Genomic DNA, 25402 nt, shown 5'->3' with positions numbered 1-25402 from the left:
AATAGCGGTTTTGCAGTGAGTGGAACCCTCCCAATGCGGGATCGCAATTTTGATGACATCGCGGAAAAGTTTTCGCGCAACATTTATGGCACCACTAAAGGTCAGCTTCGTCAGACGATCCTCTGGCAGGATCTGGACAAGCTGCTGGCTGAATTCGGTGACCGACCGTTGCGCGTACTGGATGCCGGCGGTGGGGAAGGTCAGACTGCAATTCTGATGGCGCAGCGGGGACATCACGTCACGCTATGCGATCTTTCTGCCGAGATGGTTGCCCGCGCCGGGCGAGCGGCAGAAGAGAAAGGTGTGAGCGACAACATGCATTTTATACATTGCGCCGCTCAGGACATTCCGCAGCATTTGGAAACGCAGGTTGATCTGATATTGTTTCATGCTGTGCTCGAATGGGTCGCCGAACCGCAGGCGATGTTAAAAACGCTGTGGTCGATGTTGCGCCCGGGCGGTGCATTATCGCTGATGTTCTACAATGCCAACGGCCTGCTGATGCGAAACGTGCTGGTCGGCAATTTTGGCTACGTACAGCAGGGCATGTATAAAAAGAAACGACGCACGCTTTCACCGGATTTCCCTCGTGAGCCGCAGCAGGTCTATGGCTGGCTGGAGGAGATTGGTTGGGAAATTACCGGCAAAACCGGCGTGAGGGTGTTTCATGATTATCTGCGTGATAAACAAAAACAGGATGACTGTTTAGACGCCTTAACAGAAATAGAGACGCGGTACTGCCGCCAGGAGCCCTATCTGAGCCTTGGTCGCTATATACACGTCACCGCGCGCAAGCCGCAGATGCAAGGATAATCTATGAGTGAATTTTCCCAGACAGTCCCCGAACTGGTTGCCTGGGCCAGGAAAAACGATTTCTCCATCTCGCTGCCTGTAGACAGACTCTCGTTCCTGCTGGCGGTTGCGACGCTAAACGGCGAACGCCTGGATGGCGAAATGAGTGAAGGCGAACTGGTGGATGCATTTCGCCACGTCAGTGATGCGTTTGAGCAAACCAGCGAAACCATTAGCGTGCGTGCCAACAACGCAATCAATGATATGGTGCGTCAACGTCTGCTGAACCGCTTTACCAGCGAGCAGGCGGAAGGAAACGCCATCTATCGTCTTACGCCACTGGGCATTGGTATTACCGACTATTACATCCGCCAGCGCGAATTTTCCACGCTGCGTCTCTCCATGCAGCTCTCTATTGTTGCAGGCGAGCTGAAGCGTGCCGCCGACGCGGCTGATGAAAACGGTGACGAATTCCACTGGCATCGCAACGTTTACGCGCCGCTGAAATACTCGGTCGCCGAGATTTTCGACAGTATCGATCTGACTCAACGTCTGATGGACGAACAGCAGCAGCAGGTGAAAGACGATATCGCTCAACTGCTTAATAAAGACTGGCGTGCGGCCATCTCCAGCTGTGAGCTCCTGCTGTCAGAAACGTCCGGTACGCTGCGTGAGTTGCAGGATACGCTGGAGGCGGCGGGAGATAAGCTACAGGCCAACCTGCTGCGCATCCAGGACGCAACGCTGGCGCACGACGATCTGCATTTTATCGACCGTCTGGTGTTCGATTTGCAGAGCAAGCTTGACCGCATTATTAGCTGGGGCCAGCAGTCGATTGACCTGTGGATCGGTTACGACCGTCACGTGCATAAATTTATCCGTACCGCCATTGATATGGATAAAAACCGCGTCTTCGCTCAGCGTCTGCGCCAGTCGGTACAGACCTACTTCGATGCGCCGTGGGCGCTGACCTACGCCAACGCCGATCGTCTGCTGGATATGCGCGACGAAGAGATGGCGCTGCGCGATGAAGAGGTCACCGGTGAACTGCCGCCGGATCTGGAATACGAAGAATTTAACGAAATTCGCGAGCAGCTTGCGGCGATGATCGAAGAACAGCTCGCTGTCTACAAAACCAGACAAGCGCCGCTGGATCTTGGCCTCGTGGTACGCGACTATCTGGCGCAGTATCCGCGCGCGCGCCACTTCGATGTTGCCCGCATTGTTGTAGACCAGGCGGTGCGCCTGGGCATCGCACAAGCCGATTTCACCGGACTGCCGCCGAAGTGGCAGCCGATTAACGATTACGGAGCCAAGGTACAGGCGCATGTCATTGACAAATATTGAACACGTGATGCCAGTTAAGCTGGCACAGGCGCTGGCGAATCCGTTGTTTCCGGCGCTGGACAGCCAGCTGCGTGCCGGTCGTCACATTGGCCTTGACGAGCTGGATAATCACGCCTTTTTGATGGACTTTCAGGAGTATCTGGAAGAGTTTTACGCTCGCTATAACGTAGAGCTGATTCGCGCGCCGGAAGGGTTTTTCTACCTGCGTCCGCGCTCTACCACGCTTATTCCGCGCTCGGTGCTTTCCGAACTGGATATGATGGTCGGCAAAATCCTCTGCTACCTCTACCTCAGCCCGGAACGTCTGGCGAATGAAGGGATCTTCACTCAGCAGGAGCTTTACGATGAGCTGCTGTCGCTGGCGGATGAAAGCAAGCTGCTCAAGCTGGTGAATAATCGCTCGACGGGATCCGATCTGGACCGTCAGAAATTACAGGAAAAAGTTCGCTCTTCCCTCAACCGTCTGCGCCGTCTGGGAATGGTCTGGTTCATGGGGCACGACAGCAGCAAGTTCCGCATTACCGAATCGGTCTTCCGCTTTGGCGCCGACGTGCGTGCGGGTGACGATGCGCGTGAAGCGCAGCTGCGCATGATCCGTGACGGTGAAGCGATGCCGGTGGAAAACCATTTGCAGCTCAATGATGAGCACGAAGAGAATCAGCCGGATAGCGGGGAGGAAGAATAATGATTGAACGCGGTAAATTTCGCTCACTAACGCTGATTAACTGGAACGGCTTCTTTGCCCGAACTTTCGATCTGGATGAGCTGGTGACAACGCTATCCGGCGGTAACGGGGCGGGTAAATCCACCACCATGGCGGCCTTCGTGACGGCGCTGATCCCTGACCTGACCCTGCTGCACTTCCGTAACACCACCGAAGCGGGCGCCACGAGCGGCTCTCGTGATAAAGGCCTGCACGGTAAGCTGAAAGCGGGCGTCTGTTATTCGGTGCTGGACGTGATCAACTCCCGTCATCAGCGCGTGGTTGTGGGCGTGCGCCTGCAACAGGTTGCCGGCCGCGACCGTAAAGTGGATATCAAACCGTTTGCGATCCAGGGGCTACCAACCTCTGTGCAGCCGACCGCGCTGCTGACGGAAACCCTGAATGAACGTCAGGCGCGCGTCCTGACGCTCCAGGAGCTGAAAGACAAGCTGGAAGCCATCGAAGGCGTGCAGTTTAAGCAGTTTAACTCCATTACCGACTACCACTCTCTGATGTTCGATCTCGGTGTGGTAGCCCGTCGTCTGCGCAGCGCGTCAGATCGTAGTAAATACTACCGTCTGATTGAAGCCTCCCTGTACGGCGGTATCTCCAGCGCCATTACCCGTTCCCTGCGCGACTACCTGCTGCCGGAAAACAGCGGCGTGCGTAAGGCCTTCCAGGATATGGAAGCCGCGCTGCGTGAAAACCGCATGACGCTGGAAGCGATTCGCGTCACACAGTCTGACCGCGACCTGTTTAAGCACCTGATCAGCGAAGCCACCAACTACGTGGCGGCGGACTATATGCGCCACGCCAACGAGCGCCGTATTCATCTCGACCAGGCGCTGGAATACCGCCGCGAGCTGTTTACCTCCCGCAAACAGCTGGTGGCCGAGCAGTATAAGCATGTCGAAATGGCGCGCGAACTGGGCGAGCACAACGGTGCGGAAGGGGATCTGGAAGCCGATTACCAGGCGGCCAGCGATCACCTGAACCTGGTGCAGACCGCGCTGCGTCAGCAGGAAAAAATCGAACGCTATGAAGCCGATCTCGACGAGCTGCAAATTCGTCTTGAAGAGCAAAATGAAGTGGTGGCCGAAGCCGCCGAGTTACAGGAAGAGAACGAAGCCCGCGCGGAAGCCGCCGAGCTGGAAGTGGATGAGCTGAAAAGCCAGCTCGCTGACTACCAGCAGGCGCTGGACGTGCAGCAGACGCGTGCGATTCAGTACAACCAGGCGTTGCAGGCGTTGCAGCGTGCCAAAGAGCTGTGCCACCTGCCGGACCTGACACCGGAAAGCGCTGATGAATGGCTGGACACCTTCCAGGCCAAAGAGCAGGAAGCCACTGAAAAACTGCTTTCTCTCGACCAGAAAATGAGCGTGGCGCAAACGGCGCACAGCCAGTTTGAGCAGGCGTACCAGCTGGTGGTGGCGATTAATGGTCCGCTGGCGCGTAGCGAAGCGTGGGACGTTGCCCGTGAGCTGCTGCGCGACGGCGTCAATCAGCGCCATCTGGCCGAACAGGTGCAGCCGCTGCGCATGCGCCTGAACGAGCTGGAACAGCGTCTGCGTGAACAGCAGGAAGCCGAGCGTCTGCTGGCGGAATTCTGCAAACGTCAGGGTAAACATTACGATTTCGACGAGCTTGAGGTCCTGCACCAGGAGCTGGAAGCGCGTATTGCGGCTCTGTCCGATACCGTATCGAATGCCAGCGAACAGCGCATGACGCTGCGTCAGGAGCTGGAACAGCTTCAGTCCCGTTCGAAGACGCTCTTACAGCGTGCGCCGATCTGGCTGGCCGCACAAAGCAGCCTGAACCAGCTCAGCGAACAGTGTGGCCAGGAGTTTGCCTCCAGCCAGGACGTCACCGAATACATGCAACAGCTGCTGGAGCGCGAGCGCGAAGCGATTGTTGAGCGTGACGAAGTGGGCGCGCGCAAGCGTGACGTCGATGAAGAAATTGAGCGTTTAAGCCAGCCTGGCGGCTCGGAAGATCCGCGCCTGAATGCCTTAGCCGAGCGTTTTGGCGGCGTGCTGTTGTCTGAAATTTACGACGACGTTGGTCTGGACGATGCACCGTACTTCTCCGCGCTGTACGGCCCGTCCCGTAACGCGATTGTGGTGCCGGACCTGTCGCTGATCTCCGACCAGCTTGCAGGGCTGGAAGACTGTCCGGAAGATCTCTATCTCATCGAAGGGGATCCGCAGTCGTTTGATGACAGCGTATTCAGCGTCGACGAGCTGGAAAAAGCGGTGGTGGTGAAAATCGCCGATCGCCAGTGGCGCTATTCGCGCTTCCCGGAACTGCCGCTGTTTGGTCGCGCCGCGCGTGAAAACAGAATTGAAAGCTTGCACGCCGAGCGCGAAACGCTTTCCGAACGTTTCGCAACCCTGTCATTTGATGTGCAGAAAACGCAGCGTCTGCATCAGGCGTTCAGCCGCTTTATCGGCAGCCATCTGGGCGTTGCCTTTGAGCCCGATCCGGAAGCCGAAATTCGCAAGCTCAATACCCGTCGTGGTGAGCTGGAGCGTGCGCTTGCCAGCCATGAAAATGATAACCAGCAAAGCCGCGTGCAGTTCGAGCAGGCAAAAGAGGGCGTTGCGGCCCTAAATCGTATCCTGCCGCGCCTGAACCTGCTGGCGGATGATACGCTCGCCGACCGCGTGGATGAAATTCAGGAACGCCTGGACGAAGCGCAGGAAGCCGCGCGCTTTGTGCAGCAGTACGGCAACCAGCTGGCAAAACTGGAGCCGATGGTTTCCGTTCTCCAGAGCGATCCGGAACAGTTTGAGCAGTTAAAAGAAGATTACGCCTGGTCACAGCAGGTGCAGCGTGAAGCCCGTCAGCAGGCGTTTGCCCTGACGGAAGTGGTGCAACGTCGCGCGCACTTTGGCTACTCCGATTCCGCAGAAATGCTAAGCGGAAACAGCGATCTTAATGACAAGCTGCGCCAGCGTCTGGAGCAGGCCGAAGCAGAACGTACCCGCGCGCGTGAAGCGATGCGTACTCACGCCGCACAGCTGAGCCAGTACAGCCAGGTCATGGCGTCACTGAAAAGTTCCTTCGACACCAAGAAAGAGCTGTTAAACGATCTGCATAAAGAATTACAGGACATTGGCGTGCGCGCCGACAGCGGGGCAGAAGAGCGGGCGCGTATTCGCCGCGATGAGCTGCATGCTCAGCTCAGTAACAACCGTGCTCGCCGTAATCAGCTGGAAAAAGCGCTGACCTTCTGTGAAGCGGAGATGGACAACCTGACGCGTCGCCTGCGCAAGCTGGAGCGCGATTATCATGAAATGCGCGAGCAGGTGGTGATGGCGAAAGCAGGCTGGTGTGCGGTCATGCGGATGGTGAAAGACAATAACGTGGAGCGTCGTCTGCACCGTCGCGAGCTGGCGTACCTGTCAGCTGATGAACTGCGCTCTATGTCGGATAAAGCGCTGGGTGCGCTGCGTCTGGCCGTAGCGGACAATGAACACCTGCGCGACGTGCTGCGCATGTCCGAAGATCCGAAGCGTCCTGAGCGTAAAATTCAGTTCTTCGTCGCGGTTTATCAGCACTTACGCGAACGTATTCGTCAGGACATCATCCGTACTGACGATCCGGTGGAAGCGATCGAACAGATGGAGATCGAACTGGGTCGTCTGACGGAGGAGCTGACCTCCCGCGAACAGAAGCTGGCAATCAGCTCTCGCAGCGTGGCGAATATTATTCGTAAAACCATTCAGCGCGAGCAGAACCGTATCCGTCAGCTGAACCAGGGCCTGCAAAGCGTGTCGTTTGGCCAGGTCAATAGCGTGCGGCTGAACGTTAACGTGCGTGAGGCGCACTCCACGCTGCTGGACGTGTTGTCTGAACAGCATGAGCAGCATCAGGATTTGTTCAACAGTAACCGCCTGACCTTCTCCGAAGCGCTGGCGAAACTGTATCAGCGTCTGAATCCGCAGATTGACATGGGCCAGCGTACCCCGCAAACCATCGGTGAGGAGCTGCTCGACTACCGCAACTATCTGGAAATGGAAGTTGAGGTTAACCGTGGCTCAGACGGCTGGCTGCGCGCTGAATCCGGTGCGCTCTCAACCGGGGAAGCCATCGGTACCGGTATGTCGATTCTGGTGATGGTGGTGCAGAGCTGGGAAGATGAAGCGCGTCGTCTGCGCGGCAAAGACATCTCTCCATGCCGCCTGCTGTTCCTCGATGAAGCCGCGCGCCTCGACGCCCGCTCCATCGCCACGCTGTTTGAGCTTTGCGATCGCCTTGATATGCAGCTTATTATTGCGGCGCCGGAAAACATCAGCCCGGAAAAAGGGACAACCTACAAACTGGTGCGTAAGGTGTTCCAGAACAGCGAGCACGTACACGTCGTGGGCCTGCGCGGATTCGCCCCGCAGCCGCCGGAGTCATTACCGGGCACGGCTGACGCCTCTTAACGCGGGGTGTGATAAAGGGCGGCGCTCAGGCGCCGCTTTTTTTATTCACTTAACTTGTGTTCAGGGCTGCGTTATCTTTAAACTTCTTTACATAAGGTAAGGCAGCAGCGTATATGCCTTTCTATACTGAAGTAAAGCTCCAGAATAATGGGCATGTCGTGAAAACAGGGGGCAAGGGATGTTGCTTAATAGAAATCGTGGTCGTCAGCTGTCTGCGCTGAGTTTGTGCCTGACAGTGATGTTTGCTCCACTGTTTACCGCTCAGGCCGATGAGCCTGAAATTGTACCGACTGACAGCTCCGCAACGATGGGCGCGCAGCCGACGTCGCTGTCACAACCGCTGGATCAGTCTCCGGCGACGGCCATCATGGCCGGCATTAAACCGCTGCCGGAAGGCATTGATACTGAATCATTACGCCAGCAGCTTATGAACGGGCTGCCATCGGGCTATACTCCTGCTTACATTAATCAGCTCACGCTGCTTTACGCTGCGCGCGATATGAAACCGATGTGGGAAAATCGCGAGGCGATACGTGCCTTCCAGCAGCAGCTGGCTGAAGTGGCGATTGCGGGTTTTCAGCCGCAGTTTACGACCTGGGTTGAACTCCTGACCGACCCGGCCGTTACCGGACAGACGCGTGACGTGGTGCTGTCTGATGCCATGATGGGCTACTTACAGTTTGTGGCGGGCATTTCCGTGAACGGCAATCGTTGGTTATACAGCAGTAAACCGTATAAGCTGGCGACGCCCGCGCTGTCCGTCATTAATCAGTGGCAGCTGTCGCTGGATAACGGCGAACTGCCGCGCTTTATCGCAAGCCTTGCGCCTGCCCACCCACAATATGCCACGATGCATCAGTCGCTTCTTGAGCTGGTTGCGGATTCCCGCCCGTGGCCTCAGCTGCGCGGCACCACAACGCTACGTCCGGGGCAGTGGAGCAGCGATGTGCCTGCGATCCGCGAAATTATGAAACGCTCAGGCATTCTCGACAGCGGCCCTAAAATTGCGCTGCCCGGTGACGAGACGCAAAATGCGGTCGTCAGCCCGTCGGCGCCGGTAAAAGAGAAAACTGCCGTTGCGTTGAGCAATAAGCCCGCCGCTTACGATCGCGAGCTGGTCGCCGCAGTGAAGCAGTTCCAGGCCGCGCAGGGGCTGGGCGCTGACGGCGTGATTGGCCCATCTACTCGCGACTGGCTGAACGTCTCTCCGGCCCAGCGGGCAGGGGTTCTGGCGTTGAATATCCAGCGCTTGCGCTTGCTGCCGGGCACGTTATCCACCGGCATAATGGTCAACATTCCGGCGTACTCCCTGGTCTACTATCAGGACGGTAGCGAAGTGCTGGCGTCCCGCGTGATTGTCGGTCGACCTGACCGCAAAACGCCAATGATGAGCAGCGCGCTGAATAACGTGGTGGTTAACCCGCCGTGGAACGTGCCGCCGACGCTGGCGCGCAAAGATATTCTGCCTAAGGTCTGGAATGACCCGGGTTATCTGGAGCGGCATAACTATACGGTAATGCGTGGCTGGAACAGCAAAGAAGCGATTGACCCGTGGATGGTGGACTGGTCAACGATAACGCCTTCGAACCTGCCGTTCCGTTTCCAGCAGGCACCGGGCGCGCATAACTCGCTGGGACGTTATAAATTCAATATGCCAAGCTCGGATGCAATCTACCTGCATGATACCCCGAACCATAATCTGTTCCAGAAAGACGCGCGCGCGCTTAGCTCGGGCTGTGTCCGCGTGAACAAGGCCTCCGAGCTGGCGAATATGCTGTTGCAGGATGCAGGCTGGAACGATACGCGGATATCAGATGCGCTGAAGCAGGGAGATACGCGTTACGTCAATATCCGCCACAATATTCCGGTCAATCTGTACTATCTGACGGCGTTTGTAGGGGCAGACGGTCGTACCCAGTATCGTACAGATATTTACAATTATGATCTGACAGCGCGATCCGGCGCACAAATTTTGCCAAAAGCGGAACAATTAATCAGGTAAATGAAGTAGTTCGGTAAAAACGATTGTCGTAAGTTATGGTGAATATGAGGCGATCTGGCTGCAAGCCGCGTATTTACTGGGGTTGGGCGCCTTGACGTAACAGGCTTTGCCAGTTATGGTGCCCTTCGTGCGCTAAGCATATTGACAATTTCTTTTACCTGTAGACCTGATTATCATGGACAAATTTGACGCTAATCGCCGCAAATTGCTGGCGTTAGGTGGTGTTGCGCTGGGCGCAGCTGCCATCCTTCCGACGCCAGCATTTGCCACCCTCTCGACACCTCGTCCGCGTATTTTAACGCTCAACAATCTGCACACTGGTGAGACGCTTAAAGCGGAATTTTTCGATGGCAGAGGCTATATTCAGGATGAATTAGCAAGACTCAACCACTTTTTCCGTGATTTCCGCGCGAATAAAATCAAAGCCATCGACCCTGGATTATTCGATCAGCTTTACCGCTTGCAGGGACTGCTGGGAACCAAAAGGCCAGTGCAACTCATTTCTGGCTATCGCTCTCTGGATACCAACAATGAACTGCGCGCCCACAGCCGTGGGGTAGCGAAAAAAAGCTATCACACCAAAGGGCAGGCGATGGATTTCCATATTGAAGGCGTTTCGTTAGCCAATATTCGCAAAGCGGCGTTATCTATGCGCGCAGGTGGTGTAGGATACTACCCACGTAGCAACTTTGTGCATATTGATACCGGGCCGGTTCGGCACTGGTAATAACGAAACACAGGAGCAGTATGAACTATCGTATTATTCCGGTTACCGCGTTCTCACAGAACTGTTCATTGATCTGGTGTGAACAAACTAAACTGGCCGCGCTTGTCGATCCTGGCGGAGACGCTGAGACAATCAAGCAGGAAGTCGCTGCCAGCGGCGTAACGCTGATGCAGATTTTACTGACCCATGGCCATCTCGACCATGTGGGTGCAGCGGCTGAACTGGCTGAACACTACGGTGTGCCGATTATCGGCCCGGAAAAAGAAGATGAGTTCTGGCTTCAGGGGCTGCCTGCCCAAAGCCGTATGTTTGGTCTGGATGACTGTCAGCCACTGACACCGGACCGCTGGCTGAACGAAGACGATCGCGTTAACGTAGGGAATGTAACTTTACAGGTGTTGCATTGCCCAGGGCATACGCCCGGCCATATTGTCTTCTTTGAAGAGGCGTCGCGCCTGCTGATTTCCGGTGACGTGATTTTCAAAGGGGGCGTAGGACGCAGTGATTTCCCACGCGGCGATCACGGTCAGCTGATTCAGTCGATTAAGCAGAAGTTATTGCCGTTAGGTGATGATGTGACCTTTATCCCTGGACACGGACCGATGTCGACGCTGGGGGATGAGCGGTTGCAGAACCCGTTCCTTCAGGATGAGATGCCTGTCTGGTAAACCCGGTAAAATAAAAAAGCCTGCGCGATGCAGGCTTTTTTTATGGGTGCAGGTTACAGCACCGCGACAATGGCTTCGCACAGCGGCGCCATGTTGTCAGGCGTCATACCTGCAACGTTCACGCGGCCAGAGGCAACGGCATACACGCCAAACTCTTCACGCAGGCGCAGCACCTGCTCTTTGGTCAGGCCGCTGAAGGAGAACATGCCGTTCTGCTTGATGATGAAGCTGAAGTCACGATCGGCGCCTTTCTCAGCCAGCGTGTTCACAAACAGCAGACGCATGCGCTGAATGCGCTGACGCATATCGTTCAGCTCTTGTTCCCAGATTGCGCGCAGCGCATCGTTGCTCAGGATCGTCGCGACCACAGACGCGCCGTGTGCCGGTGGGTTAGAGTAGTTAGCGCGGATCACGGACTTCATCTGGCTGAATGCGCGATCGACAGTTTGATCGTCAGCGGCCACCAGCGTACAGGCGCCGACACGCTCGTTATACAGGCCAAAGTTTTTGGAATAGGAGCTTGCGACAATCAGCTCCTGATGGACGGCGGCGAAGGCGCGCAGACCTTCAGCATCTTCTTCCAGACCACGGGCAAAGCCCTGGTAAGCGAAGTCGAACAGCGGCAGCCAGCCTTTTTCAACGGACAGCTTAGCCAGCTGTTCCCACTGCTCAAGCGTAGGATCGATACCGGTTGGGTTATGGCAGCAGCCGTGGAACAGCACCACATCGCCCGCCTGGGCTTCGCTCAGGCTGGCCAGCAGGCCGTCGAAATCCAGCGCGTGGTTTGCCGCGTCGTAGTACGCGTATTCACGCACTTCCAGACCCGCAGAATTGAACACGCTCTTGTGGTTCGGCCAGCTTGGATTGCTTACCCACACACGCTTCACAGAGGTGTTTTTCGCCAGGAAATCTGCCGCCACGCGCAGTGCGCCGGTACCGCCTGGGGTCTGCGCGGTGCGGGCGCGTTTTTCGCTCACAATGATGCTGCCTTTGCCGAACAGCAGCTCCTGGGTGCAGCGACCAAATTCAGGTATACCATCAATACCGAGGTAGTTTTTGGTGGTTTCGTTTTCCAGCAGATACTGCTCAGCTTTTTTGACGCTGGTCAGTACCGGAGTTTTGCCGGTTTCATCTTTATATACACCAATACCCAGGTTGATTTTGCCAGGGCGGTCGTCGGCACGAAACAGATCGGCCAGGCCCAGAATTGGGTCGGCAGGAGCGGCAGTAATGTTCTCAAACATGACGAAGTTCCATTGTGATTACAGAAGTGAAATCCGCTATCAGGTTAACGGTAGATTTACAAAATGCCAACCGTTTGCGACGAAAAGCGTGCGGCTTTTCAAAAGTCGCTATTATTTTCTCTCAGGAATAAAAAAACAGGGCCGAAGCCCTGTTCATTAAGCATATAACAACGAGGTGTGCTGATTAGAACTGGTAAACCAGACCCAGAGCCACGATGTCGTCGTTGTTGATCTTCAGCTTGTTGTCGTCTTTCAGCTGGTTGATCTGATAGTCAACATAGGTAGACATGTTTTTGTTGAAGTAGTATGTCGCACCCACGTCGATGTAGTTGATGTAATCTTCGTCACCGATACCTTCTACGTCTTTCGCTTTAGATTTGTAGTAAGCGATGGATGGACGCAGACCGAAGTCGAACTGGTACTGAGCGACGACAGAGAAGTCCTGAGACTTGTTAGCGAAACCACGGCTGCCCAGACGCGCTGCGTTACGCATTTCGCCATAAATCGCTGCCAGGTAGATGTTGTTCGCGTCATATTTCAGGCCGGTCGCCCACTGTTCAGCTTTGTCGCCTTTACCCCAATCCAGCGTCTGCTGGTTGTTGGTACGGTCAGCGGCGCCATAAGCACCCACAATGCCGAAGCCTTCGAAATCATAGCTCAGAGAGGTTGCCCAGCCGTCGCCGTTGGAACGTACTGCTTCACCACGTTCATTTTTACCCAGGTACTGAACGCCAAAGTTCAGACCATCAACCAGGCCGAAGAAGTTGCTGTTACGGTAAGTCGCCAGACCACCCGTACGGCCTGAGAAGAAGTTATCGCTCGCGCCGGTGTCGCCACCGAACTCAGGCAGCATATCGGTGATGCCGATTGCATCATAGACCAGACCGTAGTTACGACCGTAGTCGAAGGAGCCTGCGTCACCGAATTTCAGACCTGCGAATGCCAGACGGGTTTTGTTGCCGTTCTGCGCATCAGCGCCTTCAGAGTTGTTACCCTGGAAGTTGTATTCCCACTGACCGTAGCCAGTCAGCTGATCGTTGATCTGAGTTTCACCTTTGAAGCCCAGACGTGCGTAAGTGTTGTCGCCATCGTTGCTGTCATTATCGGAGAAGTAATGCAGGCCGACTGCTTTCCCGTAAAGATCTAATTTGTTGCCGTCTTTGTTATAGATTTCAGCAGCGTTTGCTGCACCGGCTACCAGCAGGGCAGGGACTACCACTGCCAGGATATTGCGCTTCATCATTATTTATTACCCTCATTGGTTTTTTTATGACACTCGCCACTGCCGCCAATAAATTCTGTCAATAAATATTTCCGGAACTATTGATGAGAGTTAGGTGTCTTTATGTGTCTGACAGGCATCTTTCCATTCATAGAACCGTTTCGCTACACTGAAAGTGCTACAATCTTCAAGATTCAGTTACCAAAAGAAAATATGTGTAACCAAATATGTATTTTTGGGAACTTTGTGAAGCACCTCAAATTTCAGTGCCGCCTGGCGAAATAAACATCCGCTTTATTCTTATATATATGATTTCCTTATATTTAATTTAGCTAAAGGCCTTTCGTATAAACAGAAGTTAAACGACTCATTTTTTCTTATAATCGACAAAAGCCATCCAGATGGCTGTGAAATTGGTTGTTTTTTATGCTATCACGTAAGAATTGTTTTAAGCGCAATAAGAATGTGGTTATTTTTTTGTCTCAGGATATTTCGTGGAAACAAAACGTAACAGGTAGAGGGAATAGCGGGGTTGTGGTTTGAAGACGCTTACTTCTGACTGACGAAAACTGACATTGCAGGATAAAATAATGGCCAGCATTTGCTGGCCATTAATGATTTGGTTGGTTAGAAACTTGCGTTACGCGGTGTGCGTGGGAACGGAATCACATCACGTACGTTCTGAACACCTGTTACATAAGCAATCAGACGTTCGAAGCCCAGGCCAAAGCCGGAGTGTGGAACGGTGCCGTAGCGACGAAGATCGCGATACCAGCTGTAGTCCGCCGGGTTCAGGCCCATCTCCTGCATACGCGCGTCCAGCACATCCAGGCGCTCTTCACGCTGGGAGCCACCGATGATCTCACCGATGCCCGGCGCCAGCACGTCCATCGCGGCAACGGTTTTACCGTCTTCGTTAAGGCGCATATAGAACGCCTTAATGTCTTTCGGATAGTTTTTCACCACAACCGGTGCTTTGAAGTGCTTCTCTGCCAGATAACGTTCGTGCTCGGAGGAGAGATCCACGCCCCAGTAAACCGGGTTTTCGAATTTCTCACCGCATTTTTCCAGGATAGCGACCGCGTCGGTGTAATCCACCTGTGCGAAGTCTGCGGAGACGAAGCGCTCAAGACGGGCGATGGCGTCGTTATCGACACGCTCAGCGAAGAATTTCATGTCGTCTGCGCGCTCTTCGAGAACGGCTTTAAACACGTATTTCAGCATCGCTTCTGCCAGGGCTGCCGCGTCATTCAGGTCGGCAAAGGCCACTTCCGGCTCCAGCATCCAGAATTCCGCCAGGTGACGGCTGGTGTTGGAGTTTTCTGCACGGAAGGTTGGGCCGAAGGTATAGATCTTAGACAGCGCACAGGCGTAGGTTTCGCCGTTGAGCTGGCCGGAAACCGTCAGGAAGGCTTCTTTACCAAAGAAGTCTTTGTCGTAATCGACTTTACCTTCCGGCGTACGCGGCAGGTTTTCCATATCCAGCGTTGAAACGCGGAACATTTCACCTGCGCCTTCGGTATCGGAAGCCGTGATCAGCGGAGTAGAAACCCAGAAGTAACCCTGCTCGTCAAAGAAGCGATGCAGCGCCTGCGCCAGCGTATGACGCACGCGGGCAACCGCACCAATCAGGTTGGTGCGCGGACGCAGATGCGCGACTTCACGCAGATATTCGATGCTGTGACGCTTTGCAGCCATCGGGTAGGTGTCAGGATCTTCAACCCAGCCGGTCACTTCCACCGAGGTCGCCTGAATTTCGTAGCTCTGACCCTGGCCCGGAGAGGCCACCACAACACCGGTGACGATCACGGAACAGCCGGTTGTCAGGTGCAGAACGTCATCATTGTAATTGGGCAGAGAATTATTAATGACGGCCTGTACAGGATCAAAGCAGGAACCGTCATAGACGGCGAGGAAGGAGATGCCAGCTTTAGAATCTCGGCGAGTACGCACCCATCCGCGCACGGTGACCTCCTGGTCAACGGCGACACGGCCCTGGAGTACGTCGGCTACAGGCACAACGCTCATAATATTCTCTCTGTTAATAGTCGGAAAAAATAAACACTTGTCCGCCCTTATAGGGGGGATATCTATGTTACCTGCCATCCGCTATCAGACAAGTAAATTTCACCGTCTTAAGAGAAGAAATAAGAAATTAATAAGAGAAGGGGAGCCATGAAGGCTCCCCCGAAGCCGTTAACTGGCTTTTTTAACCTGAGGCAGATCGAAGGCTTTACGTAATGCGCGGACAAACGCTTTGTCATGGCAGATGGTTTTGCCCGGACTGTCGGAGAGCTTCGCGACCGGCTTACCGTTACATTCCACCAGTTTTATGACGATGTTCAGCGGTTTCACCTGAGGGATATCGCAGGTTAACCGCGTACCAATCCCGAAACTCAGGTTCACCCGCGATGAGAAATGGCGATAAAGGTCGACGGCTTTCGCCAGGTCAAGGTTATCGGAGAAGACCAGCACCTTACTCATGGGGTCGATGCCCAGTTTTTCGTAATGGGCGATGGCTTTCTCACCCCATTCAACCGGGTCCCCGGAATCATGGCGTAAACCCTGGTAGCGTTCGGCAAACTCAGGGCCAAAGTCGCGCAGGAACGCGTCCATGGTAATGCAGTCCGTCAGGGCAATACCCAGATGATTCGGGTATTCCTCAAGCCACGCGGCGAGGGCGGCGCGCTGGCTGTTGGCAAGGTCAGGGCTGATCTGCTGGTGCGCCTGGAACCATTCGTGCGCCTGGGTGCCCATCGGCGTTAAATCAAGGCGACGCGCCAGATCGTAGTTGCTGGTGCCAACGAACCACGGCTCCTGTTGCAGACGTCTGACAATGGCTTCCTGAACCTCGCGAGAGAAGCGGCGGCGCGTGCCAAAGTCCATCAGACGGAAGCGGGACATATCCAGCCCTTCGGTCAGTCTGGAAAACTCAACGAGTTTATTCTCCAGCGCGGCAACCGCCTGCGTCACACCGGTTTCAGGGGAGCGATAGCGGTGGGCCAGCTCGCTGATCGCGGCCAGAAGCGGCACTTCCCACATGATCACTTCGCGCCACGGGCCGGTCAGGCGAATGTCCAGCTTACCGTTATCATTGGTGACGGTGACCTGTTCCGGCTTATAGCGGAACTCACGCAGCCAGTTCAGGTAGTCCGCTTTAAAGAAAGGCAGGCCAGAAAGCCATTGATATTCGTCATCGTTGAGCGCCAGATGCTGCATAGCATCGACCTGTTCACGAATGGAATCTGCGTAAATACCCAGCAAGTCGTCACCCCGGCAGCGAAATTCCGCCGCAACATGAACATCATGATAGTGGTGAAACACGGCTTGCTGCATATGCAGCTTGTACGCGTCGGTATCCAGCAACGTATGCAGAACCGGAGAAGCGAATTGAGTCATAGGTGCGCTGTAGCATCCTCTCACGGGAGCGTTTAGTACAATAAACAACTCCGGAGTATACCTTGTTTAGTGATTTATTGAACCCCGATCACAACATAAGCACACTTTATGGTCGAGTGCATTTCGTGCCTCGTGTTATAAAAATGTAGCTAAAAAGGGCGTTGTGCCTGAAAAGATGAACATTCTGCATAGCGCGTTTTACACAACAGGAATATATTGAATCGTTACTCGACAAACGATGCATAAGGTTTTCTATGACACAACAGCCACAAGCTAAATACCGCCACGACTACCGTGCGCCGGATTACCTGATAAGCGATATCGATCTGACTTTCGACCTGGATGCCACAAAAACCGTCGTGACGGCGGTAAGCCAGGTGACGCGCCAGAGCGCGACAGCCGTGCCGCTGCGTCTGGATGGTGAAGACCTGGCACTGGTTTCCCTGCATATTAATGATGAAGCCTGGTCAGACTATAAAGAAGAAGGCAACCAGCTGGTCATCGACAACCTGCCGGAACGCTTTACCCTGCGCATCGTGAATGAAATTAGCCCTGCCGCCAATACCGCGCTGGAAGGGCTTTACCAGTCAGGCGTAGCCCTGTGTACCCAGTGCGAAGCCGAAGGTTTCCGCCACATTACCTGGTATCTCGATCGCCCGGATGTCCTGGCGCGCTTTACCACCAAAATTATTGCCGACAAAACGCTGTACCCGTACCTGCTTTCCAACGGCAACCGGATTGGCGAGGGGGAACTGGAGAATGGCCGTCACTGGGTACAGTGGCAGGATCCGTTCCCGAAACCTTGCTATCTGTTTGCGCTGGTGGCGGGAGATTTCGATGTTCTGCGCGACACCTTCAAAACGCGCTCTGGCCGTGAAGTCGCGCTGGAACTGTTCGTGGACCGTGGCAACCTTGACCGCGCGCCGTGGGCAATGACCTCCCTCATCAACTCCATGAAGTGGGATGAAACGCGCTTTGGCCTCGAATATGACCTCGACATCTATATGATCGTTGCTGTCGATTTCTTCAACATGGGCGCGATGGAGAACAAAGGTCTTAATATCTTTAACTCAAAATACGTGCTGGCGCGTACCGATACCGCAACGGATAAAGATTACCTCGATATTGAACGCGTTATCGGCCACGAATATTTCCACAACTGGACCGGGAACCGCGTCACCTGCCGCGACTGGTTCCAGCTGAGCCTGAAAGAAGGCTTAACCGTCTTCCGCGATCAGGAGTTCAGCTCCGATCTGGGATCGCGGGCGGTGAACCGCATCAACAACGTGCGCACCATGCGTGGTCTGCAATTTGCAGAAGATGCCAGCCCAATGGCCCATCCGATCCGCCCGGATAAAGTCATTGAGATGAATAACTTCTACACCCTGACGGTGTATGAAAAAGGCGCAGAAATTATCCGCATGATCCACACCCTGCTGGGCGAAGAGAATTTCCAGAAAGGGATTCAGCTTTACTTCGAGCGTCACGACGGCAGTGCGGCCACCTGCGACGATTTCGTCCAGGCGATGGAGGACGCCTCTAACGTCGATCTGTCTCATTTCCGCCGCTGGTACAGCCAGGCCGGTACGCCGATTGTGACGGTCAAAGACGACTACAACCCGGAAACCGAGCAGTACACGCTGACCATCAGCCAGCGCACGCCGCCAACGGCCGAGCAGGAAGAGAAACATCCGCTGCACATTCCGTTCAGCGTTGAGCTGTACGACAACGAAGGCAACGTGATCCCGTTACAGAAGGGCGGTCACCCGGTACATAACGTGCTGAACGTGACCCAGGCAGAGCAGACCTTTATCTTCGATAACGTCTATTTCCAGCCGGTGCCAGCCCTGCTGTGTGAATTCTCTGCGCCGGTTAAACTTGAATACAAGTGGAGCGATCAGCAGCTGACGTTCCTGATGCGTCACGCGCGCAACGATTTCTCGCGCTGGGATGCGGCACAAAGCCTGCTGGCGACCTACATCAAGCTGAACGTCAACCGTTACCAGCAGGGCCAGCCGCTGACGCTGCCGGTTCATGTGGCAGACGCGTTCCGTGCCATCCTGCTGGATGAGAAGATTGACCCGGCGCTGGCGGCTGAAATTTTAACGCTGCCGTCTGCGACTGAAATTGCCGAGCTGTTTGACATCATCGACCCGATTGCGATCGTCGCCGTACGTGAAGCGCTGACCCGCACGCTGGCGACCGAGCTGGCAGATGAGTTCCTCGCCATTTACAACGCCAACAAGCTGGACGCGTATCGGGTGGAACATGCGGATATCGGTAAACGTTCCCTGCGCAATACCTGCCTGCGCTATCTTGCGTTTGGTGAGGCAGAGCTGGCGAACACGCTGGTCAGCAAGCAGTACCACGAAGCCGATAACATGACGGATGCACTGGCCGCGCTGGCTGCAAGCGTTGCCGCCGAGCTGCCGTGCCGCGATGCGCTGATGCAGGAGTACGACGACAGGTGGCATCAGGATGGTCTGGTGATGGACAAGTGGTTTATTCTTCAGGCCACCAGCCCGGCAGCCGATGTACTCAGCAAGGTTCGCAGCCTGCTGAAGCACCGCTCGTTCACCATGAGCAACCCGAACCGCGTCCGCTCTCTGATTGGTGCCTTCGCCAGCAGCAACCCGGCCGCATTCCATGCCGAAGACGGCAGCGGTTATCAGTTCATGGTTGAAATGCTCACCGAACTGAACAGCCGTAACCCGCAGGTGGCGTCTCGTCTGATTGAGCCGCTGATCCGCCTGAAACGCTACGATGCGCAGCGTCAGGCGAAAATGCGCGCCGCGCTTGAGCAGCTGAAAGGGCTGGAAAATCTGTCTGGCGATCTGTACGAGAAGATTGCTAAGGCGCTGGCCTGAGGTAAAAAAGCCCGGTGGCGCTACGCTTACCGGGCTTACGTGGGGTCGCGGGGCATCGGTTTTCTCCCTCTCCCTGTGGGCTGAGGGTTCCCCAGTAATTTTTTTAACGCAAAGCAATAAACTGGTTTGAGAACGACTGAAGGCTTTCAGCGATGCGCTGAGCCACCCTGGCATGTTCACAGGTTATGTTGTGACAGAGTAGCAAGGAACATAACGTGAACGGAATGACCACCAGAGCCGTATGTTCCCCCTCACCCCAGCCCTCTCCCACAAGGGAGAGGGAGCCGTCTGTGCAGGCATTATTTTGTGGAGAACCCTCAGACCTGTGGGAGAGGGCCGGGGTGAGGGCATCAGGCATTAGCCTTTATCCGCTGAATCTCCGCTTCCCCACGCTTCATCACCCGATCCAGCACTTCGGCTTCCAGCTCCGCCAGTCGGGCCGATCCCACGCGGCGAGGCCGCGGGATATCCACCGTCAGATCCAGACCTATTTTCCCTTCCTCTATTAACAGCACCCGGTCGGCCATCGCCACGGCTTCGCTCACGTCATGCGTGACCAGAAGAACCGTAAAGCCATGCGCTTGCCACAAGGATTCAATCAGATCCTGCATCTCGATCCGCGTCAGGGCATCAAGCGCGCCGAGCGGCTCATCAAGCAACAGCAGGCCGGGACGGTGAATCAACGCCCGCGCCAGCGCCACGCGCTGCTTCTGCCCACCCGATAACGCCGCAGGCCATTCTCCCGCACGATTTTCCAGCCCAACGGCGGCCAGCGCCTGACGGGCTTCATCCCGCCACTGTCCCTTGAGCCCCAGCCCGACGTTATCCATCACCGTTTTCCACGGCAGCAGACGTGCGTCCTGAAACATCATGCGCGTATCATCCTGAATCGTGGCCAGCGGCGTTGTGCCGGCCAGAATGTCACCGCTGTTTGGCGCTTCCAGCCCGGCTAAAAGACGCAGCAGGGTACTCTTGCCGCCACCGCTGCGGCCGACAACGGCCACAAACTGTCCGGCAGGAATATGCAGATCCAGTGCGTTCAGAATGGTGTTGTCGCCGTAGCGTTTGGTCACGCCGTTCAGCAGTAACGGTGTTCCCTGGTTCAGTCGTGCAGTATTCATGCTTTCGCCTCCAGAGCGGTGTAGGCCGGGTTCCAGCGCAGCCAGCTACGTTCCAGCCACTGGGCGCTGACGTCCGCCAGTTTGCCGAGCAGGGCATAAAGGATAATGGCAACCACCACCACGTCCGTTTGCAGGAACTCGCGGGCGTTCATTGCCAGATAACCAATGCCGGAGTTAGCCGAAATGGTTTCCGCCACGATTAGGGTCAGCCACATCAGGCCGAGCGCAAAACGCACCCCAACCATAATGGAGGGCAGGGCGCCCGGCAGGATCACGTGGGTAAACAGGGCAAAACCTGACAGACCATAGCTGCGGGCCATCTCAACCAGGCCGCGATCGATATTGCGGATCCCATGCCAGGTATTGATATAAACAGGGAACAACGTCCCCAGCGCCACGAGGAAGATTTTGGCGCTCTCATCAATGCCGAACCACAGAATAACCAGCGGAATAAGCGCCAGATGCGGCACGTTACGCAGCATCTGAACGGAGGTATCCAGCAGCCGCTCACCCCAGCGGGACAAGCCGCTGATCAGCCCCAGCGTCAGGCCGATGCTTCCGCCAATCGAAAAGCCGATCGCCGCGCGCCAGGAGCTGATGGCAAGATGTTGCCACAGCTCACCGCTGGCGCTTAGCGACCAGAACGCTTCCACCACGCCCTCCGGAGAGGGCAAAATGCGGCTCGACAGCCAGCCGGTTGAAGACGCCAGTTGCCAGACGAGGACAATGCTGACGGGCAGAAACCACGGCGCGGCGCGCAGCAGCCATTTTTGTGCGGTTGCAGACATGGTGGCTCCTTAACTTTGCGCGACTTTTCTCGGAATAAACGCGTTCGCCACGGCTTCGCCCTGCAACTGAAGCTGACGTGGCTGCGGAATGTCCGGGATAGCGACATCCAGATGCGGGAACAGCAGTTCACCCACCTTGTACGCCTCCTCCAGATGCGGGTAGCCAGACAGAATAAAGCTGTCGATCCCCAGCGCCGCGTATTCATTAATGCGTGCCGCTACGGTTGGACCGTCGCCGACCAGTGCCGTACCGGCGCCGCCGCGCACCAGACCCACCCCGGCCCACAGGTTCGGGCTGATCTCAAGATTTTCACGCTTGCCGTTGTGCAGGGAGGCCATCCGGTGCTGCCCCACGGAGTCGGTTTTGGCAAACGCCGCCTGTGCTTTGGCGATGGTGTCGTCGTCCAGATGAGCGATCAGACGGTCAGCGGCTTGCCAGGCCTCGTCGTTGGTTTCGCGTACGATTACGTGCAGGCGAATGCCGAAGCGTACCGTACGGCCATGTTCTGCGGCTTTAGCGCGTACCTGAGCAATTTTCTCTTTCACCAGCTCCGGTGGCTCGCCCCAGGTCAGATAGAGATCGACCTGCTCAGCCGCCAGCTCCTGCGCCACGTCCGACGATCCGCCGAAATAGAGGGGAGGGCGCGGCTGCTGTACCGGCGGGAAGTAGAGCTGCGCATTGCGAACGTGGATATGTTTTCCTTCGAAGGTGACGGTTTCCCCTTCCAGCAGACGTCGCCAGACGCGGGTGAACTCCGCGGAAGCTTCATAGCGCTCGGTATGATCGAGGAAAACGCCATCGCCCGCCAGCTCCTGCGGATCGCTACCCGTTACCAGGTTGAACAGCGCGCGGCCGTTGGAAAGCCTGTCCAGCGTTGCCGCCTGGCGTGCCGCGACGGTGGGCGACACCACGCTCGGGCGCAAGGCGACCAGGAATTTCAGGCGCTGGGTGACGGGGATCATCGACGCGGCAACCAGCCACGCATCCTCGCATGAACGGCCCGTCGGGATCAGCACCCCGGTAAAACCGATGCGGTCTGCCGCCTGGGCGATCTGCTGTAGATAGCCGTGATCGACCGGGCGGGCGCCTTCTTCTGTGCCAAGATAGTGTCCATCACCGTGGGTGGGTAAAAACCAGAAAAGATTCAAGCTCATGATTTTTTTCCTTCAATGCCAGCGGGTTGCCAGATGCGTTCGCGAATATTCACCTGCTTTGGAACCAGGCGGTTTTGATAAAAGAGATCTGCCGTTTGCTGCTGAAGAGCGGCAACGTGGGCGTCAACCGGTGCGATGGTGGTGGGAGGACGGTGGTCAAGATAGGTGGCGATCACCGGTTCAGGCAGGCCCATAGTTTTTGCCAGCAGCGTGATGCTCTGCTGACGCTGGCTTTGGGTCAGCGCATCGGCCTGAGAGAAGGTATCCAGCACCTGCTGAATAAATGCGCCATTTTTTTCAGCGTAAGGACGTGCCGCAAGGTAGAACGAACCGGTCTGTTTCAGGGAGGTGCCGTCTTTCAGCACCCGCACACCGCCCTGCAACAGTGCGGCGGAGTAGTACGGATCCCAGATGGCCCAGGCATCCACATTCTTTTGCTGAAACGCCGCGCGCGCATCGGCAGGCGTCAGGTAAACAGGCTGGATATCGGTGAATTTAAGGCCGGCCTCCTGTAGCGCCCGCAGCAGCAGGTTGTGCGAGCTCGAACCTTTCTGGAAGGCAACCTTATGGCCTTTAAGATCGGCGACGCTTTTGATCTCGCTATTTTCCGGCACCAAAATAACCTCTGCCTTCGGCTTAGCGGGCTCAACGCCAACGTAAACCAGATCCGCCCCGGCAGCCTGCGCAAAGATCGGCGGGATATCGCCGGTGCTGCCTAAATCTATACTTCCGACGTTCAGCGCCTCCAGCATTTGTGGTCCGGCAGGGAACTCGACCCAGGAGAATTTGGTCTCCGGGAAACGCTTCTCCAGCAACGCATGGCTTTTCGCCAGCACCATGCTGACGCTACCCTTCTGATAACCGATACGCAGGCTATCCGGCACTTTCTCCGCCGCCTGAGCCAGCGACGTCACTGCCAGCAGACCTGCCAGCCCGATGCGAGTAACGGTTTTAAACATGCGCCACTCCTTGTGATTGATGCAATGCCGACGCGTGGCGATCCCGACGGTTCAGGGCGTGCCAGAAGGTTTCGAGCGCAACGTCGAGCCGGGTTTGGAGATTCGGCGTGAAATGCGGTTTATGCTGGTAGTCGATTACCTGTGAGTCGTCAGCGAAGACGCCATGCAGGATCTCCTGCGCTTTCAGCGCGTTCAGAACCGGCTTGAGGGCATAATCCACCGCCAGTAAATGGGCTACCGTACCGCCTGTGGCCAGCGGCAGGACGACCTTGCCGTCCAGCGCGCGTTCGGGCAGCAGATCGAGCAGCGTTTTCAGTGCGCCGGAAAACGAGGCTTTATAAATCGGTGTCGCGACGACCAGCCCGTCAGCACGCTTAAGTTGTTCGATCAGGGTTTTCAGCGCCGGGCTGTCGAAACGGGCGTAGAGCAGATCTTCAGGCGCGAAATTGTGCAAATTCCAGTGACACACTTCCACATCCAGAGCATTAAGCTTTTCGCGAGCGTATTCCAGCAGAGCGCTGGAGCGAGAGGGGAAGCGGGGGCTTCCGGCCAGGGTAATGACGCGCATGGTTGCTCCTTATAACTAATTGTGTGCTTTTGCCTAACATTCATAACAATTTTCAGGAGTGTGACATTGCGTGGTTATTCCACTAAATGATTTATCCTCAGGATGAATGCAGAAAAATGCATAAGAAGCTTGCCGATAAGTAAACGATTGCGTTTTAGAAGGCTTTTTTTGCCACAGGTCAATTTCCTTTCCGGGCGGGATCGCACATAATCCCCTCCCGGTTTGCACACCGGGAATCCAGGAGAGTTCATGTACTACCCCTTCGTTCGTAAAGCCCTTTTCCAGCTCGATCCTGAGCGCGCTCATGAATTTACATTTCAGCAGTTACGCCGTATTACAGGAACGCCACTGGCCGCACTGGTGCGTCAAAACGTGCCAGAAAAACCCGTTCAATGCATGGGCCTCACGTTCAAAAATCCACTGGGTCTGGCGGCCGGTCTGGACAAAAATGGCGAATGCATTGATGCACTCGGTGCGATGGGCTTTGGCTCGATCGAAATCGGGACGGTGACGCCGCGTCCGCAGCCGGGAAATGACAAGCCACGTTTGTTCCGCCTGGTTGAAGCCGAGGGGCTGATCAACCGCATGGGCTTTAATAACCTTGGCGTCGATCATCTGGTTGAGAACGTCAAGAAAGCCCATTTTGATGGCGTGCTGGGTATTAATATTGGCAAAAATAAAGATACGCCGGTTGAGCAAGGCAAAGATGACTATCTGATTTGTATGGAAAAAATCTATGCCTATGCCGGTTATATCGCGGTGAATATATCCTCGCCTAACACCCCAGGGCTGCGTTCCCTGCAATATGGCGAAGCGCTCGACGATCTTCTTAGCGCCATTAAAAATAAACAAGCGGAGCTACAGGCTATCCACCATAAATATGTCCCGGTGGCGGTTAAGATCGCCCCGGATCTTTCGGCAGAAGAATTGATCCAGGTTGCCGACAGTTTAGTTCGCCATAATATTGATGGTGTGATTGCGACCAATACGACACTCGATCGCTCTCTCGTTCAGGGAATGAAAAACTGTGACGAAGCGGGTGGATTAAGCGGTCGTCCAGTACAATTAAAAAGCACCGAAATTATTCGCGCACTCTCCGCGGAATTAAAAGGCCAACTGCCGATTATTGGCGTGGGTGGCATTGACTCCGTCATCGCTGCACGTGAGAAAATGGCAGCAGGTGCATCACTGGTACAAATTTATTCTGGCTTTATTTTTAAAGGTCCGCCGTTGATTAAAGAAATCGTCACGTATATCTAATCTTTTCTCTTAATCAGACAACCAGGGCTTTATTTCCAGCCCTGGTTGTTTTATATTCCGTCATTGTTGCTTATTTAGGCATTATAGTCTTTTATTACTAGGGTTATAAGCGAAGCGGCAAACAGGACATTTTTAGTACAGGACGTTTAG

General features: G+C 55.3%; 18 protein-coding genes. 9 read left to right on the top strand and 9 right to left on the bottom strand.

Translation table 11 applies throughout. The annotated features are described in order from the left end of the window. Window positions 1-33 precede the first annotated feature (33 nt). From cmoM to G6Q29_RS11865, 7 genes are all read left to right on the top strand, one after another. A complete protein-coding gene (cmoM, locus tag G6Q29_RS11895; RefSeq protein ID WP_006809373.1) occupies window positions 34-813 on the top strand; it encodes a tRNA uridine 5-oxyacetic acid(34) methyltransferase CmoM in 780 nt (259 codons plus the stop codon). Window positions 814-816: 3 nt separating this feature from the next. Continuing rightward, entirely contained in the window at window positions 817-2139 is a 1323-nt protein-coding gene (gene mukF / locus G6Q29_RS11890; protein ID WP_041910621.1) for a chromosome partition protein MukF, read from the top strand. Then, window positions 2120-2824, top strand: coding sequence for a chromosome partition protein MukE (mukE, locus tag G6Q29_RS11885; protein ID WP_017384823.1), 705 nt, complete (start codon window positions 2120-2122; stop codon window positions 2822-2824). The genes mukF and mukE overlap by 20 nt, the downstream gene beginning before the upstream one ends. Beyond that, the gene (gene mukB / locus G6Q29_RS11880) at window positions 2824-7272 is read left to right on the top strand and encodes a chromosome partition protein MukB (protein ID WP_165465749.1); all 4449 of its coding nucleotides are present in this window, start codon (window positions 2824-2826) and stop codon (window positions 7270-7272) included. The genes mukE and mukB overlap by 1 nt, the downstream gene beginning before the upstream one ends. A 178-nt stretch (window positions 7273-7450) precedes the next feature. Further along, window positions 7451-9274, top strand: a complete 1824-nt coding sequence (gene ldtD / locus G6Q29_RS11875) for a L,D-transpeptidase (RefSeq protein ID WP_165465748.1) — start codon at window positions 7451-7453, stop codon at window positions 9272-9274. Window positions 9275-9449: 175 nt separating this feature from the next. Continuing rightward, a complete protein-coding gene (locus G6Q29_RS11870) occupies window positions 9450-10001 on the top strand; it encodes a YcbK family protein (RefSeq protein ID WP_003858202.1) in 552 nt (183 codons plus the stop codon). 20 nt (window positions 10002-10021) lie between these two features. Then, window positions 10022-10669, top strand: coding sequence for an MBL fold metallo-hydrolase (locus G6Q29_RS11865; protein ID WP_165465747.1), 648 nt, complete (start codon window positions 10022-10024; stop codon window positions 10667-10669). Between the two features lie 53 nt (window positions 10670-10722). On the opposite strand, the gene G6Q29_RS11860 is transcribed toward G6Q29_RS11865, so the two are convergent. The 4 genes from G6Q29_RS11860 to pncB all read right to left on the bottom strand — a co-directional run bounded on the left by G6Q29_RS11860 (window position 10723) and on the right by pncB (window position 16534). Then, on the bottom strand, window positions 10723-11913 hold the full coding sequence (locus G6Q29_RS11860; RefSeq protein WP_165465746.1) for an amino acid aminotransferase: 1191 nt from the start codon (window positions 11911-11913) through the stop codon (window positions 10723-10725). A gap of 184 nt (window positions 11914-12097) precedes the next feature. Then, window positions 12098-13156, bottom strand: a complete 1059-nt coding sequence (gene ompF, locus G6Q29_RS11855; RefSeq protein WP_278186980.1) for a porin OmpF — start codon at window positions 13154-13156, stop codon at window positions 12098-12100. Between the two features lie 606 nt (window positions 13157-13762). After that, on the bottom strand, window positions 13763-15163 hold the full coding sequence (gene asnS, locus G6Q29_RS11850; protein ID WP_015570955.1) for an asparagine--tRNA ligase: 1401 nt from the start codon (window positions 15161-15163) through the stop codon (window positions 13763-13765). A gap of 168 nt (window positions 15164-15331) precedes the next feature. Beyond that, window positions 15332-16534: a nicotinate phosphoribosyltransferase gene (pncB, locus tag G6Q29_RS11845; protein WP_165465745.1), complete on the bottom strand. Its 1203-nt coding sequence runs from the start codon at window positions 16532-16534 to the stop codon at window positions 15332-15334. Between the two features lie 254 nt (window positions 16535-16788). Here pncB and pepN point away from each other — a divergent pair, with 254 nt between their 5' ends. Beyond that, window positions 16789-19401, top strand: coding sequence for an aminopeptidase N (pepN, locus tag G6Q29_RS11840; RefSeq protein WP_165465744.1), 2613 nt, complete (start codon window positions 16789-16791; stop codon window positions 19399-19401). A 350-nt stretch (window positions 19402-19751) separates the two neighbouring features. On the opposite strand, the gene ssuB is transcribed toward pepN, so the two are convergent. The 5 genes from ssuB to ssuE are packed head-to-tail and all read right to left on the bottom strand — an operon-like array spanning window position 19752 to window position 23992. Then, entirely contained in the window at window positions 19752-20522 is a 771-nt protein-coding gene (gene ssuB, locus G6Q29_RS11835; RefSeq protein WP_165465743.1) for an aliphatic sulfonates ABC transporter ATP-binding protein, read from the bottom strand. Then, entirely contained in the window at window positions 20519-21310 is a 792-nt protein-coding gene (gene ssuC / locus G6Q29_RS11830; protein WP_165465742.1) for an aliphatic sulfonate ABC transporter permease SsuC, read from the bottom strand. Before ssuC ends, ssuB begins: the two co-directional genes overlap by 4 nt. A gap of 9 nt (window positions 21311-21319) precedes the next feature. Beyond that, the gene (gene ssuD, locus G6Q29_RS11825; protein ID WP_165465741.1) at window positions 21320-22465 is read right to left on the bottom strand and encodes an FMNH2-dependent alkanesulfonate monooxygenase; all 1146 of its coding nucleotides are present in this window, start codon (window positions 22463-22465) and stop codon (window positions 21320-21322) included. After that, window positions 22462-23424, bottom strand: a complete 963-nt coding sequence (locus G6Q29_RS11820; RefSeq protein WP_165465740.1) for a sulfonate ABC transporter substrate-binding protein — start codon at window positions 23422-23424, stop codon at window positions 22462-22464. Before G6Q29_RS11820 ends, ssuD begins: the two co-directional genes overlap by 4 nt. Next, window positions 23417-23992: an NADPH-dependent FMN reductase gene (gene ssuE / locus G6Q29_RS11815; RefSeq protein WP_165465739.1), complete on the bottom strand. Its 576-nt coding sequence runs from the start codon at window positions 23990-23992 to the stop codon at window positions 23417-23419. Before ssuE ends, G6Q29_RS11820 begins: the two co-directional genes overlap by 8 nt. 249 nt (window positions 23993-24241) lie before the next feature. Here ssuE and pyrD point away from each other — a divergent pair, with 249 nt between their 5' ends. Continuing rightward, entirely contained in the window at window positions 24242-25252 is a 1011-nt protein-coding gene (gene pyrD, locus G6Q29_RS11810) for a quinone-dependent dihydroorotate dehydrogenase (RefSeq protein WP_165465738.1), read from the top strand. Window positions 25253-25402 lie beyond the last annotated feature (150 nt).

It is taken from the genome of Enterobacter cloacae (assembly GCF_011078175.1).
In the GTDB taxonomy this organism is placed as follows: Bacteria; Pseudomonadota; Gammaproteobacteria; order Enterobacterales; family Enterobacteriaceae; genus Enterobacter; species Enterobacter cloacae_Q.
This window is presented reverse-complemented; position numbering and strand designations above follow the sequence as displayed.